Annotated in this window: 13 protein-coding genes; 5 read left to right on the plus strand and 8 right to left on the minus strand. The window is 65.8% G+C overall.

Annotated features, from left to right (window positions below; all coding sequences use genetic code 11):
- Position 1 precedes the first annotated feature (1 nt).
- The 4 genes from glnL (at position 2) to F0Q04_RS11420 (ending at position 5,493) form a co-directional block, all read left to right on the plus strand.
- Positions 2–1,075 (plus strand): nitrogen regulation protein NR(II), encoded by a 1,074-nt coding sequence (gene glnL / locus F0Q04_RS11405; protein ID WP_116927834.1) that lies wholly within the window; start codon positions 2–4, stop codon positions 1,073–1,075.
- Positions 1,076–1,143: 68 nt separating this feature from the next.
- Positions 1,144–2,700 carry a nitrogen regulation protein NR(I) gene (ntrC, locus tag F0Q04_RS11410; protein WP_182345470.1) on the plus strand — a complete coding sequence of 519 codons (1,557 nt, stop codon included), beginning with the start codon at positions 1,144–1,146 and terminating at the stop codon, positions 2,698–2,700.
- 131 nt (positions 2,701–2,831) lie between these two features.
- On the plus strand, positions 2,832–3,758 hold the full coding sequence (locus F0Q04_RS11415; RefSeq protein ID WP_133248236.1) for a hypothetical protein: 927 nt from the start codon (positions 2,832–2,834) through the stop codon (positions 3,756–3,758).
- Positions 3,759–4,161: 403 nt separating this feature from the next.
- Positions 4,162–5,493 (plus strand): dicarboxylate/amino acid:cation symporter, encoded by a 1,332-nt coding sequence (locus tag F0Q04_RS11420; RefSeq protein WP_182345471.1) that lies wholly within the window; start codon positions 4,162–4,164, stop codon positions 5,491–5,493.
- Between the two features lie 86 nt (positions 5,494–5,579).
- Here the strand turns inward: F0Q04_RS11420 and xth are convergent, their stop codons facing one another.
- Positions 5,580–6,356, minus strand: coding sequence for an exodeoxyribonuclease III (gene xth / locus F0Q04_RS11425; protein WP_116927839.1), 777 nt, complete (start codon positions 6,354–6,356; stop codon positions 5,580–5,582).
- Positions 6,357–6,414: 58 nt separating this feature from the next.
- Positions 6,415–7,539 (minus strand): SLC13 family permease, encoded by a 1,125-nt coding sequence (locus F0Q04_RS11430; protein WP_182345472.1) that lies wholly within the window; start codon positions 7,537–7,539, stop codon positions 6,415–6,417.
- A gap of 139 nt (positions 7,540–7,678) precedes the next feature.
- Between F0Q04_RS11430 and F0Q04_RS11435 the strand changes: the two genes are divergently transcribed.
- Positions 7,679–8,383, plus strand: a complete 705-nt coding sequence (locus tag F0Q04_RS11435; RefSeq protein WP_182345473.1) for a nitroreductase — start codon at positions 7,679–7,681, stop codon at positions 8,381–8,383.
- 14 nt (positions 8,384–8,397) lie between these two features.
- On the opposite strand, the gene F0Q04_RS11440 is transcribed toward F0Q04_RS11435, so the two are convergent.
- From F0Q04_RS11440 to F0Q04_RS11465, 6 genes are read right to left on the minus strand one after another with little or no spacing between them, the layout of a single operon-like run.
- Entirely contained in the window at positions 8,398–9,591 is a 1,194-nt protein-coding gene (locus F0Q04_RS11440) for an AAA family ATPase (protein ID WP_182345474.1), read from the minus strand.
- A 4-nt stretch (positions 9,592–9,595) separates the two neighbouring features.
- Entirely contained in the window at positions 9,596–10,792 is a 1,197-nt protein-coding gene (locus F0Q04_RS11445; RefSeq protein ID WP_182345475.1) for a beta-ketoacyl synthase N-terminal-like domain-containing protein, read from the minus strand.
- 15 nt (positions 10,793–10,807) lie between these two features.
- A complete protein-coding gene (locus tag F0Q04_RS11450; RefSeq protein WP_232539614.1) occupies positions 10,808–12,283 on the minus strand; it encodes an AMP-binding protein in 1,476 nt (491 codons plus the stop codon).
- 5 nt (positions 12,284–12,288) lie between these two features.
- On the minus strand, positions 12,289–12,885 hold the full coding sequence (locus tag F0Q04_RS11455) for a biotin transporter BioY (RefSeq protein ID WP_182345641.1): 597 nt from the start codon (positions 12,883–12,885) through the stop codon (positions 12,289–12,291).
- A 45-nt stretch (positions 12,886–12,930) separates the two neighbouring features.
- Entirely contained in the window at positions 12,931–13,524 is a 594-nt protein-coding gene (locus tag F0Q04_RS11460) for an energy-coupling factor transporter transmembrane component T (RefSeq protein WP_182345477.1), read from the minus strand.
- A complete protein-coding gene (locus F0Q04_RS11465; RefSeq protein WP_182345478.1) occupies positions 13,524–14,294 on the minus strand; it encodes an energy-coupling factor ABC transporter ATP-binding protein in 771 nt (256 codons plus the stop codon). Before F0Q04_RS11465 ends, F0Q04_RS11460 begins: the two co-directional genes overlap by 1 nt.
- Positions 14,295–14,639: the final 345 nt, after the last annotated feature.

Here is a 14,639-nt window from a genome sequence, read left to right on the forward strand (position 1 = left end):
CATGTCTGACCTCCGTGCCATGGATCGCGAATGGCAGGCGCTGGAACACATCGCCACCTTGGTCGCCGTGATACGGCTCGATGGCGCCGCTGTGCGGGTCAATGCAGCGCTGGAGAATGCGCTGGGCGTCTCGCGCAAAAGCATTCTGGGCCACTACTTTGGTGGATTTTTCCAGGACGATGAACTGATCCACAAGGCCCTGGTCGATGCGCGGGCGCAGCGCTTTTCGTCGCTGCGCTTTGAGGCGCAATTGCGGCGCAGCCTGCAAGACGCCTTTCCCGTGCATGCCAACCTCTCCTGGTGGGAAGAGGAGGAGAGCATTCTGGTGGAGCTGTGGCCGCTGGAGCAACAGGTGCGGCAGGACCGCGAGGAGCGTGTGCGCGAGCAGGCGCTTGCCAACAAGGAGCTGATCCGCAACCTCGCCCACGAGATCAAGAACCCGCTGGGTGGCATACGGGGCGCGGCCCAGCTGCTGGAGCTGGAGCTGCCCGATGCTCAGCTCAAGGAATACACCGACGTCATCATTCACGAGGCCGACCGCTTGCAGGCGCTGGTCGACCGCTTGCTCGCGCCGCACCGCCACCCGCACACGGTGGGGGATGTGAATATCCACGAGGTCTGCGAGCGCGTCTGCCAGCTGGTGCTGCTCGAGTACCCGCAGGGCCTGCGCATCGAGCGCGATTACGACACCTCGCTGCCCGAGATCCGCGGCGATCGCGAGCAGCTCATTCAAGCCTTGCTGAACATTGTGCAAAATGCTGCGCAGGTGCTGGTGCCGCAAATGGCCCAGGACCAGGCGCGCATTACTTTGCGCACCCGCATTGCCCGGCAGCTGACCTTGGGCCGCAAGCGGCACAAGTTGGCACTGGAATTGCATGTCATCGACAACGGTCCTGGCATCGAGCCGGACATCAAGGAGCGGATCTTCTACCCCTTGGTGACCGGACGTGATGGTGGCACGGGCCTGGGTTTGCCGCTGGCGCAGACCTTCGTGCAGCGACATGAAGGCCTGATTGAATGCGAGAGCGAGCCCGGGCGCACGGATTTCCGCATCATGCTGCCGTTGACAGACTAGGGGGCAGTTGGCTTCCCTTGCTGCAGGACCACGGTATGTAGAACTGTAAGGGTAGGGTGATAGCGACAATGAAACCAATCTGGATAGTGGATGATGACCCGTCGATCCGATTTGTACTGGAGAAGGCACTCGCCCGCGAGCAGCTGCCCACGCGCAGCTTTGTGCATCCCAAGGAAGTACTCGAAGCCTTTGACAATGTGAGCGACCAGGCACTGGCGCCGTCAGTGCTGGTCAGCGACATCCGCATGCCGGGTGGCAATGGCCTGCAGTTGCTCGAACAGGTGCATGAGGACCATCCGCAGCTGCCGGTCATCATCATGACCGCCTACTCGGACCTGGACAGCGCCGTCTCGGCCTTCCAGCGCGGGGCCTTTGAATACCTGCCCAAACCGTTTGACCTGCCCAAGGCCGTGGAGCTGATCAAGCGCGCCGTGCAGCAAAGCGAAAGCCAGGCGCCTGAGCTGTCCCAGTCGGGCGGCAATGGCGAGATGCTGGGCCAGGCCCCGGCGATGCAGGATGTGTTCCGCGCCATCGGCCGCCTGTCGCAAAGCAATGTCACGGTGATGGTGACGGGCGAGTCTGGCTCGGGCAAGGAGCTGGTCGCGCGCGCGCTGCACAAGCATTCGCCGGTGGCGGGTGGCCCGTTTGTGGCCATCAACACCGCCGCCATTCCCAAGGACTTGCTCGAGAGCGAGCTGTTTGGCCATGAACGCGGTGCCTTCACCGGCGCGCAGACCCAGCGCCGGGGCCGCTTTGAGCAGGCTGAGGGCGGCACCTTGTTTCTGGACGAAATCGGCGACATGCCGTTTGACCTGCAGACCCGGCTGCTGCGTGTGCTGTCTGACGGGCATTTCTACCGCGTCGGCGGCCATGTGCCGGTCAAGTCGCATGTGCGCGTGATAGCGGCCACCCACCAGAACCTGGAAGACCGGGTGCACAAGGGCGTGTTCCGCGAGGATTTGTTCCACCGCCTCAATGTGATCCGCCTGCGCCTGCCACCGCTGCGCGAGCGCAAGGAAGACATTCCGATGCTGGCGCGCCACTTTCTGGCAGCCAGCGCCAAGCAATTGGGGGTGGAGCCCAAGCAGCTGTCGGAAGCGGCACTGGCCCAACTGGCCCAGTTTGCGTTCCCGGGCAATGTGCGGCAGCTGGAGAACATCTGCCACTGGATCACCGTCATGGCGCCCGCGCAATGGGTGTCCGTGCAGGATCTGCCGCCCGAGGTGCTGCAGGCCACGCCGGCTGCGCCACTGGCCTCCGCCAGTCTGGCCAGCGCAGCGCAACCGGTGCAGGCCGCGCCGCAAGACCACAGCTACCGGCCCGCTGCCGCTGAGGTGCCTGCCAGCCAGCCCGTCGTGTCCATGCCCGTCCATGGCTTGGCCAGCGGTGCAGCCCAGGGCGGTGATTGGGAGGGCGACCTGGCCCGCGAGGCCGATGTGCTGCTGCAATCGGGCAGCACCGAGGTCTGGGATGTGCTCAGCCGGCGCTTTGAATCGCAGCTGATCAAGAGTGCACTGGCCGCCACCCATGGCCGGCGCATGGAAGCGGCCCAACGCCTGGGCATTGGCCGCAACACCATCACCCGCAAGATCCAGGAGCTGGGGCTGTCGGCCAGCGATGATTGATGCGTAAGCGCATTTGAAGGGTAGACCAACCGCCGCCTCCAAGGCGGCGGTTTCGCTGACAGAGGCCAGCCATTGATGCGGTTTGAACCGTGCCACAATGGGCCATTACTGTCTGCCCGGTGGTGCAATCCATGCAAAAGATGACTTCGGTGTTTTCGGCCCAGGCGTACCGCAACTCGCCCGAACGCATTGGCCGCCAGCGCTCGGCGCTGCTCAATACCTTGCGGCTGGCAGCGTCGACCGCCAATGGCATGGCCCAGTTGGCGGGCGATGCATTGCACGGCGCGATGGCCGGCGGTCTGCCGCCCAAGGCCAAGGCCCTGTGGGGCAACCCTGCGCGTGAAGACAGCTACTGGCGCAGCCACTACCAAAGCATGGATTTTTATGTGGCGGGTCAGCCCTTTGAGGCCTACCGCCCGGCGCTCGCGCTGGGCTGGTATGCGGCGCAGCGCAATCCCTCGGGCTTTGATGCGCTGGCCACCCAGCTGGAGGTGCAGTGGCAGCATGTGCGCGGCAGCAATCCCATGGATTGGACCGAAGCGAGGACCATTGCGCGCGCCGCCTATGACCACGCGATCAGCGGCCTGCAAGGCGAACAGCTGTCTGCCGTCCAGGTTCAGCATGCGGTGCGCGTGCTCCAGCAAGGCCTGGCCGATTGCGAGGAATGCCTGGTCGCGGGCAGCGAGCAAGCCCGGGCGATTGCGCTGCGCAGCCATTTGTATGCACTGGCCGAGCAGTTTCGCGCCATGGACTGGCAGCTGCAGGATGTGCAGCTGCAACTGGCTGAACCCAGTCCGCTGGTCGAGCGGCCCGGGCTCAGTGCTGCTGGCCGCATGCATCGCGGCTGGACCGAGTTCAAGCAGCGCGCCAACCTCCACAGCGACCGCGACCTGATTGCCGAGTGCAATCTCTGCCTGGTGCTGGTGGCCGAGCGCTACCAGCGCGTGCTGGAATCGGCCCTGCCGCTGGATGTGCGGCCCCTGCTGCAAGGCCAGGCGCAGCAACTGCGCCGCTATACCGATGAGCTGCAGCATATGCAGGACGCCCGCGCGCGCTAGCGCGCGTTCTGGAATAAGCTGTTACAAGACGTCTATGCGAAAGCGGGCAGACTGCCTGTGAAGCCGCCCGCACTGCGCCGTAAGTTGCCTGGCAGCTTTGTAATATTTCCCGTGAATTGGGAAAAAATTACCATGTAGGTGCCCACTTTCTCAAGGCGTACGCGTTTACCCGTAAAAACTTGCGGCTACAATCGGGCCCGCAGAACCTGCAATCCTGCCGTCCAAGGCAGCCTCATCGCTCTTCCCTTTTGCGGCCGAACCGCCGCTTGCTCCCGGCAGCAAAGCCTGCCCGGGCTGGAAAAAGCGCACACAGCCCAGCATGAACGCCTTGCTGATGTGCCGCATACGAGGCCCAGATCGCCCTGGACAGCACCATAAATCACAGACATCAAAGGTATTGGTTATGGCTCTCACGGGCAAAAAGGGCTCTTCATCGGCGCTGTGGATTTTGGCGGCGATGCTGGCCGGTATTGCACTGGGCTACGCAGTCAACGCAGGCGCTGCGGATGCAGCCGCTGCCAAGGATATTGCTGGCTATATCGCTATCGTCTCGGATGTGTTTCTGCGCCTGATCAAGATGCTGATCGGGCCGCTGGTGTTCTCGACCCTGGTGGTGGGCATTGCGCACATGGGCGATGCTGCTTCGGTGGGGCGGGTGTTCTTCAAGGCGATGATGTGGTTCCTGACCGCATCGCTCGTGTCGCTGCTCTTGGGCATGGTGCTGGCCAACGTGCTGCAGCCAGGCGCCAACCTCGGTCTGCCGCTGCCCGATGTGAGCGCGGCCACCAACCTGGCCACCGGCAAGTTCACCTTGCGCGAGTTCATCAACCACACGGTGCCCAAGTCGTTTGCCGAAGCGATGGCGAACAACGAGATCCTGCAGATCGTCGTGTTCTCGATGTTCTTTGGTGTGGCCATGGCCGCGCTGGGCGACAAGGCCAAGACGCTTCTGGCCGCCATTGATGAGCTATCACACGTGATGCTCAAGATCACCGGCTATGTGATGAAGCTCGCGCCGCTGGCGGTGCTCTCGGCCATGGCCTCGACCGTGGCGATCAATGGCCTGGGCATTCTGCTCAAGTTCGCCGTGTTCATGGGCGAGTTCTACTTGGGCCTGTTCATCCTGTGGTCGCTGCTGGTGCTGGCCGGTATGGCATTCCTGGGCAAGCGCGTGTTCAAGCTGCTGACCCTCATCAAGGAGGCCTTTATGGTGTCCTTTGCCACGGCCAGCTCGGAAGCGGCCTACCCCAAGATCCTCGACGCGCTGGACCGCTTTGGCGTCAAGCGCAAGATCTCGAGCTTTGTGATGCCGATGGGTTACTCCTTCAACCTCGATGGCTCGATGATGTACTGCACCTTTGCGACCTTGTTCATCGCACAGGCTTATGGCATCGAGCTGTCCTTGGCCACGCAGATCACCATGCTGCTGGTGCTGATGCTCACCTCCAAGGGCATTGCCGGCGTGCCGCGCGCTTCACTGGTGGTGATTGCCGCCACCTTGAGCCACTTCAATATCCCTGAAGCAGGTCTGCTGCTGATCCTGGGGATCGACACCTTCCTGGACATGGGCCGCTCTGCCACCAATGCGGTGGGCAACTCGCTGGCCTCTGCCGTGGTCGCCAAGTGGGAGGGCGAGCTGCTGTCCGAAGAAGACGCCGAGGCCCTGAGCCGCAAGCTCGATGCCGAGGCCGCGCTGGCCATGCACCCGCTGCCGGAGACCGATCCCAAGGCTTGATGGGGGTGCTGTGCCCGGCGCAGCGCAGACAACAAAAAACGGGCTGCAGCCCGTTTTTGCATGGTGCGGCTGCGCTTTTGCGTCGCTCAGCCCAGGGTCACCACCACCGGCGCATGGTCGCTGGGCTGCTTGTTCTTGCGCGGTGCGCGGTCAATCGTGCAGGCGCTCACCGCACCCTTGAGTGCGTCGCTCACCAGGATATGGTCAATGCGCAGGCCCCGGTTTTTCTGGAAGCCCAGCATGCGATAGTCCCACCAGCTGTAGCTTTTTTCGGGCTGCTCAAACAGGCGGTAGGCATCGGTCAGGCCCAAGGCAAGCAGGCCCTGGAAGGCATCGCGCTCCTCCTTGGTGTGGTGGATGGTGTCGCGCAGGCCATCGGGGTCGTAGCTGTCGCGGTCTTCCGGCGCCACATTGAAGTCGCCCACCAGCACCAGGCGCGGGTGCAAGGCCATCTCGGCCTTCACATAGGCTTCCAGCCCGCTGAGCCAGCGCAGCTTGTAGGCAAACTTGTCCGAGCCGGGCTCCTGGCCGTTGACGAAGTAGCAGTTGATCACCCGGATATCGCCAGCCGGGCTGGCCACCGTGCCGGCGATGATGCGCGACTGCTCATCGGCAAACTGCGGGTTGGCGCGCACCACATCCTTGAGCTCGCCCCGGCTGAGCAGGGCCACGCCGTTGTAGGTCTTCTGGCCAAAGGCCACTGCCTGGTAGCCGGCCTCCGCCAAAGCCTCATGCGGAAACTTGTCATCGGTCAGCTTGAGCTCCTGCAGGCCCAGCACATCGACCGGGTTGGCCGCCAGCCATTCCAGCACCTGTGGCAGGCGGACGGAGAGGGAGTTGACGTTCCAAGTCGCTATTTTCATCGCAGAGCTGCCACATAAAATCAATGGTTTGTATTGTATACACAGCCTGGGCGCCGTATTAGCCCAAACGCAGCAACGCCGCCGAGGCCGCGCACACCAGCAAGAACGGAATGCTGATGCGATGAAACTCCCACAGGCCGTTGGGCAGGCGCGCCAGGCGCAGCGCGATCAGGTTGGCGAGCGAGCCCAGCACGCAGCCAAAGCCGCCCACGCTGACCCCGGCGGCCAGGGCGGGCAGGTCGCGCACGGTGCCGTCGAGCAAGATGGTGGCGGGCACATTGCTGATGACTTGCGAGGCCACAATGGCGGCCAGGTAGGCGCGCCAGCCCTCGGCAATCGGCCACTGCAGCAGCAGCGCCTGCATCGCAGGCAGCTCCGCCACCTGGCGCAGCACCACAAACATCAGCGCAATGGTGGCCAGCAAGGCCCAGTCCACACCGCGCAGTACCTTGGGCGCTGCCAGCGCAAACACGCCAAATACCAGGCCCAGGCCGGCCAAGGTCCAGTGGCGCTCCAGCGCGATGACAAAGGCCACAAACAGCAGCACCGCGATGCTCAGCAGACGCGGCTGTACGGCAACGGGTGCAGTAGCCGGCTTGAGCGTGATGGCGGTGCGCGGCATCAGCCACCACACTGCCACCAGGAGCCAGGCCAGCATGATGGCGACGGTCGGGCCCATCATCGCCATAAAGCCCAGAAAGCTCTCGCCAGAGCGGTGCCAGAGGTAGAGGTTTTGCGGGTTGCCGATGGGGGTCAAGGCAGAGCCGGCATTCACCGCCAAGGCCTGCAGCACCACGAGGCGCGCCAACGGCAAATGGGCCTGCGCTGCCAGCACGGCCGTCAGCGGCACCAGCAGAAACAGGCTGACATCGTTGGTCACCAGGGCCGACAGCAGCGCTGCTGTTGCCGTCAGCAGCAGTGCCAGGCCGCGCAAGGTCGATACCCGAGTCAGCAGCCGCTGCGCCGTGGCCTGCAGCATGCCACTGCGCTCGACCGCCTGGGTGATCGCCAGCAGGCCCGCCAGCGCGCCGATGGTCTGCCAATCGACCAGCGCCATGGTCGCCTGCGGGCTGCGCGGCTGCCAGACGGCGAATCCAAGGGCCAGCGCCAACAGGATCCAGAGCAGCATATTGCCACTGGGGGCCGCTTGTGTTTGGTCAGAAGAGGGAGAAGAGGTCGACATGGCGAAGGGCGAGGCAGAACGGACAGAAGTGCATGGATTGTGCTGCAAGTCGGCACTTCCCGCGCAGCGCTTCCCGCGTGGCGCAAGCGGGCTGGATGGCACAGCAAAGCGCCCATTCACTACAATGGCGGCCACTGCCATGAACAAGCCCCTGTCTGCCTCTCTTATCACCACCGACTCGCCAGCTGCCAGCAGCGCGCTACTGCGCCGCTCGGTGCGTGGATTTACCCCGCAGCCGGTGGCCGATGCACTGCTGCACGATTGCCTGCAGGAGGCGCGGCGTGCGCCCAGTGGCGCCAATTTGCAGCCCGGCTACTTCTGGCAGGTGTGCGGCGCGCGGCGCGAGCAGCTCTCTGGCCGCCTGCGGCAGGCCTATGCGGCGGGCGAGCAAGAGGCCGAGGACTATGGCTATTTCCCCAACCCCCTGCCGCTGTCGCTGCGCAAGCGCCAGGTGGCAGCGGCCCAGGCTTTGTATGGCGCCTTGGGCGTGGAGCGGGGCGATGCAGCGGGGCGGGGCGCGCAGTTTGGGCGCAACTTTCGCTTTTTTGATGCGCCCGTGGCCCTCATCATCACCATCGACAGCGGCTTTGGGCCGGGCGGCTATATGGACCTGGGCATGGCCATCTACGGCCTGATGCTGGCGGCGCAGTCACGCGGTTTGGCCACCTGTGCCATTGGCGCCATGGCCTCGTACCCGGGTCTGATCCGCGATGCGCTGGCGCTGCCCGCCACGCAAACCGTGGTCTGCGGCATGGCCTTGGGCTACGAAGATACCGGAGCAGCGGTGAACCAGACCTTGACGGCCCGCGCCGAGATCGACGCGTACTTCAAGCGCCTGGACTGAGGCGCCTTCACCAGCTAGCGCTCATGCCATTGCCAGCGCGGCAGCTCGCTCGCCGGGATATTGGCAATATGGGTCTCGCCCAGATTCTTTTCCAAATGGATGGCCTGGTAGTCCAGCTCGGCTGCGGCGTCTTCCAGCGCAGCCAGCAGCCGGTTGGCATGGGTGACGACGATCACCTGCGTCTGGCGCGCAGCCACCGCCACCAGGCGGCCCAAGGCAGGCAGCAGGTCGGGATGCAGGCTGGTTTCGGGCTCATTGAGCACCAGCATCTGCGGCGGGCGCGGTGTCAGCAGCGCGGCAATCCATAGCAAGTAGCGCAGGGTGCCGTCGGACAGCTCATTGGTGTGCAACGGGCGCAGCAGGCCGGGCTGGTGCATCAGCAGCGCTAGGCGGCTGCCATCCTGGTGTACGGAGATGGTGGCGCCGGCAAACGCATCGTCGACCGCTGCCATCAGCGCCTCGTGGTCGCCAATGGCGTGGATGGTTTCCCAGGCCGCTGCCAGATCGGCGCCATCGTTGCTGAGCACCGGCGTATAAGTGCCCAGCTGCGGCTGGCGCGCGGGGGCATCCACATCACTGCGGAAATGGTCGTAAAAGCGCCAGGAGCGCAGCTGCTCGCGCACCGTCAGCATCTCGGGCGCGGCAACGGGGTCGACAAACTCGGTCAGCATGCTGGCCCAGCGCGGGATAGGGCGCTCGACGGGCTGCCAGCCTTGCGCCGAGCGTCCGCTGCCGCGTAGGCGCAGTTGGGCAGCCTGGCGCTCCACCAGGGTGGCGCTGGGGCGCCAGTGGGGGCCGGCCCACAGCGCTTCGTGCTTGATTTCCGGATCATGCGCAAAGGCCTGCAGCGCGACCGAAGGTGTGGGCATACCGATATCGATTGCGTAGCCAAAGCCCTCATCGTCGGACGCAAAACCCAGCTGCAGCTGCACCGGTTTGCGCCGCACCGTGCCTTGCACCGGCACGTCGCCACGGCGCATGCGCTCCGTGATTTCTTCGGGCCCCGCCCAGAGGGTAGATGCCAGCCCACCCTCGCGCACCAAGGAGCGCACCACGCCACCATGGGCGATATCGGCCAGCAGCCGCAGGGCCTTGTAGACACTGCTTTTGCCGCTGCCATTGGGTCCGGTGATGACGGTGAGCTGCCCCAGCGGCACCAGCAGCTGGCGCAAGGAGCGGTAGTTGGCAATGGCTAGGGTGCTGAGCATGCAGTCAATATAGCAGCGCCGTTTGACGCACCAGCGCCGCGCTGCCCAGGCCGCCGGCACCGGCCACAGCCGCCAGGCCCAGTGCGCCGGGCGTTGCAGGCGATACCTGCTGCAGATCCGCCAGCACGCGGACCAAGGCCACTGCCGCCGATGCACCAATCGGGTGGCCGCGTGCGATGCCGCCGCCATGGCGGTTGAGCAGGCTGGCATCCGCACCCTGGTCTTGCAGCAGCGCCTGCCATTGCAGGCCCTGCACCGCAAAGGCGTCGTGCAATTCGATGGCGGCCAGCTGCGACCAGCCCACATCCTCTCGCTGCAGCAAGGCCTGGGCAGCCTCAAAGGCCAGCACCAAGGGCATCGCAGGCGAGCCGCCCAGCGACTGGTGGCCCAGCCATTGCGCGGCAGGGTGCAGGCCCCAGCGCCGGCAGGCAGCTTCGCTGACCAGCAGCACCAGCGCGGCGGCATCGGCCTTGGGTGAGATGGCGACGGTGCTGACGGCATGGTCGCGGCGCGCCTCGTCGGCCAGGTCGGCATCGGTCTGCGCGACCACCGGCATGCGGTCCAGCTGGCGCTGGCGCAAGGCGCGCGGAAAGGCATCGTGCACGACACCGGCCACGGGGATGATCTCGCGCGCCAGCACAGCGGCGCTTGCCAGCGCGCGTGCATGGCTGGCGGCCGCATAGCTGACTTGCGCGGCGCGGCTGTGGCCGGCGCTGGCGGCATAGCGGGCGGCGGCCAGTAGCAGATCCGGGTCCTCATGCGGCGGCGGGGCGAAGGGCGGGCGCTCATAGGGCTGGGCACTGTCACCCGCATGCAAGGGGCGGGTCGCGCGGATGGGGGCGCGGCTCCAGGCCTCGGCGCCACCGGCCACCACCACCTCGGCCTGGCCGCTGGCAACCAGGCTGGCGCCCAGCGCGATAGCGTCGAGCCCCGCGCAGCACTGCGTGTCGACCGTGTAGGCGGCGCAGTGCAGCGGCAGCTGGCCCGCTAGCGCAAGCATGCGTGCCGGATTGCCGCCGGCGCCCAGAGCATTGCCCAGCACCACGGCATCGACGGCATCGGCGGGCAGCCCTGCGCGTTGCAGCAAGGCCTGCAGCACGGGCGCAGCCAACTCATGCGGCTGCAGCTGCTTGAAGGCGCCGCCCACCGGCACCACGGCACTGCGGGCCTGGCTGGCGATAAAGACGGAGGAAGTGGGCATGGTGGTGTTGCGCGATCAGGCGGGGTTGTCGGCGCTGGTTAGCGCATCTGCCAGCCATTGTGCAAGCCTGGGGTGGTCCGTCTTGCCGCTGGCCGTTTGCGGCCAGGGCGTGGCGCTGAACCAGCGGCGTGGGCATTTGTGCGCTTCGAGCTGGCTGCGGCACCAGTCGGCCAGCTCACGGGCCAGCGCGGCATCGGCCAGCGGCTGCAGTGGCGGCTGCGCAGGCGAGGGGCTGGCATCGTCACGCAATTGCAGCGCGACCCAAACCTGCTTGCCGCGCAGCGCATCATCGACGCCATGCACCGATGCAGCGGCCACGCGCGGGTGCTCGCAGAGCACCGCTTCCACCTCTTCGGGGAACAGGTTTTTGCCCTGGGTGACGATCATGCGCTTCTCGCGTCCCACCAGGGTCAGCAGGCCTTGCGCATCGAGGCTGCCCATATCGCGCACGCTGAGCCAATCCCCATCGCGCAGGGCAGCCGTCGCATCGGCCTGCGCGCCCACATAGTCGATAAACAGCATGGGGCTCTTGAGCCAGATGGTGCCCACGTTGCCGCTGGGCAGTGGCTGCAGGTCGGCATCGCGGATCTGCAGCTGCACATTGCTGAAGGCCCGCCCCACCACCTGCGGCGAGGCCTCGGCATCGGCATCCATCCAGGCGATAAAGCTCGATTCCGAGGCGCCATAGAACTCGACAATCCGCGCACGGGGGAACAGCGCCTGCAGCGCCGGCGTGTGCTGGCGCATCCAGCGTGCGCCGCTGATCATCAGCAGCTGGAGCGACTCTACCGGCGCGATCGCACGGCGCTCGGCCAGTTGCAGGATCACCAGCAGCTGGCTCGGCACGGCCACCAGGCAAGGCGTGGCCCGCTGGCGCAGGGTTGCCAGGCACTGGCTGGCAGAAAAGCGCGGCTGCAGCTGCATGCCGCCGCCCGTCCAGATGCCCTGCAGCGCGCCAAACAAAAACAGCGAATGCGACAGGCTGCCAGGGGCCATCACGCAGCCGTTGGCGGCCTGGCCAAAGCTATCGACGCACACGCGAAAGCTCTCGCTCCAGGACTGGTGGTGGCGCCGAAAGCCCTTGGGCAGCCCGGTGCTGCCCGAGGTAAAGCCAATGTAGAAGGGTTGCAGCGCAGCATCGGCGTAGTGGTCGCGGGGCGTGGCGGCCAGCGCATCAATCCATTGCTGCGCCTGCGCTTGCTGCGCGGGCGACCAGGCCCTGTCGCCCAGCGCGGCGCAGCGGCCGCTGGCATTGGTGGCCAAAAAATCGGTGATCAGCGCTGCTGGGGGCTGGCTGGCATCCAGCAGGCGTGTGTGCGGTGCATTCCGGGCCTCCAGGGCCTGGGCCCGCTGCGCTACGGCGGCATGCAGATCGGCAAAGCCAATGCGTTGCACGCCGTCATCAATGGCAACAGCATCGGGCCGCTGCTGCGCCCAGTGGGCCAGCGGGCCATGCACCAGGCGCTGCCAGGGCGGCAGGGGCGTTGCCAAACCGCTCACAGGCGGCGCCCGCCAAAGCGCCAGTCGGGCAGGCCGCGTGCCACCGTGTGCACAATCAGCGCCACCAGCACGCACTTGACCAGGTCACCGGGCACAAACACCAGGGTGCCAACGGCGGCCTGCACCAAGCTCAGCTTGGCCAGCAGCATCAGGCCCAGCACCCCAAAGACATGGACGACCACAATACCGCCCAGCACTGATGCGACAAAGGCGCACGCGGCCAGGCGCATGGGCGATGAGGGGCCCTTGCCAGCCAAGTTGCGCATCACCAGCCCGGCAACAGCTGCCGCCAAAGGGTACGAGAGGAGATAGCCTGCGGAGGGCAAGAAAAATACGCCCATGCCGCCCCGGCCGCCGGACAGCAACGGCAGGCCCAGCGCGACTGCCGCGAGAAACAGCAAAAGGGCCTGGAAGCCCATCGCGGCTCCCAGCATGCAGCCGGCCAGCATCACGCCCATCGTCTGCGCGGTAATCGGCACCCCCAACGGCAGATCGATTTTGGGGATCAGGCCGAAAGCGGCCATCAGCGCCGCAAACAGGGCCACCAGGGCTATGCGCTGGGCGCGGGTTTCGGAGCGGTGCTCGGCGGTCATAGGCATGTCTGTGTCTTTCTAAGAGTGGATGAGGGCGCAGCGCAGCTAGAGCTTGAGGCGAATGGCCAGCGCATCGGCCACCTTGCGGGCGGTGATGAGCATATGGATGGTCAGGGGTGCCAGCAAGCGCCAGCCGCCCGGGCGGCCGGTGCGCACCCGGTAGGCATCGGCCAGGCGCTGCCATTGCACAAAGAACTGTTCGGAAAAGCGCAGCATCAGCCCCAGCTGCAGCGCCAGGCGCTCGACTGGCAGGCCCAGGCGGGCGAGCGGCGACAGCAGCCATTCGGCCACGCCCAGCAGATCGCCAAAACGGGTGGTTGCCGTCAGCATCGCGCCCAGCATCGTCGTGCTGACCAGGCGCAGGCCGCTGGTCAGGCCCAGCCAGGGCTGGCCGGTGGCTGCATGCAGGCCGCCCACCAGCGCCGACGCAATCACGGCCACCACCACCAGCCGGCGCGTGGGGCGCGAGGCCGCGCCCAGGCTGGCGTACAACAAGGCAATCGCAGCAAACGCCAGCGCCTGTATACGCAGATCGCTGAGCGCCAGCAAGGCCATGCTGCTCAGGGCCAGCAGCAAGAGCTTGAGCCCGGCAGGCAGCCGGTGCATCCAGCTGGGGATTTCGCTGTAGAGCGTGCCCATCACGGCGCCCCTGGCGTGTTGGGGGCGGCGGCTGCCGCATCCCGCTGATGGGAAACACGCGCTTGCACATCGGCCTCATAGGCCGCGCAGACGGCAGCACCGGGGCCGTCGCCGCGCAGCTGGCCCTGGTCCAGCCACAGCACGCGCTCGAAGTGGCGCACATGGTCCAGCACATGGGTGGAGATGATGACCTGGGCCGGAGCGGCATCGAGCTCACGCGCCAGGCGTGCCTGGCCGGGCAGATCCAGGCTGGCAAAAGGTTCGTCGAGCAGCATCACCTGCGGGGCGGCCATCAGCATTGCCAAAAAGCAGACCTGCTGGCGCTGCCCTTGGCTCAGGCCACTGACGGCGCGCGGCGCCCAGTCGGCCAGGCCCCGTGCGGCCAAAAACTCCCGCGCCTGCACGATGGCCGCCTTGCGAGCCACGCCACGGTATTGCAGGCTCAGGCCCAGCTCTTCTTCCACGGTGGGGAAGATGATCTGGTCATCGGGATTCTGGAACATCAGGCCCACCACGCCGGGCAATTGCTCGCGCTGGCGCTGCACATCGCAGCCTGCGACCTGCACGCTGCCCTGGTGGGCATGTTCCAGCCCGCACAGCAGCCGAAACAGGCTGGTCTTGCCCGCGCCGTTGTCGCCGATCAGCCCAATGCGCTGCTGCGTCAGATGCAGGCTCAGACCCTGAAACACCGTCCGCGCACCTCGGTTAAGGTGCACATCGCTCAGGCGGATGTCTGCAGTGGAGAGGGGCTGGGCCAAAGGGAGGGTCATGTCAGCTGCTGGAGGTACCGACGCATGCGGTGCCGCCTGGTTTCAAAAAATACAAGTTGCATGTCGCGACCATGGCTCCAGCGGAGTGGCAGGTTTGGTACCCCGCATCCGGTGGCGGTGATGGCTGGGCGACAAGCGGGCTGGCCAACCGCTCATGGCTGGCAAAGCCCATACAGACGCGGCTTGCGGCCAGCTTGCAGGGCTGGGCCGTATTGTCGCACCAAGCGCCGGCCAGGGGCAGGGCTGGACCAGGGCGCTAGCCAGCGATGGGCCTCTTGTTTTTGGGCACTGCTTTGCGGGAAGTTGCCAGACGTTGAAGTAAAGATGTCTACAAGTTCGCTTAAC

This window comes from Comamonas koreensis (assembly GCF_014076495.1).
GTDB lineage: Bacteria > Pseudomonadota > Gammaproteobacteria > Burkholderiales > Burkholderiaceae_C > Comamonas > Comamonas squillarum.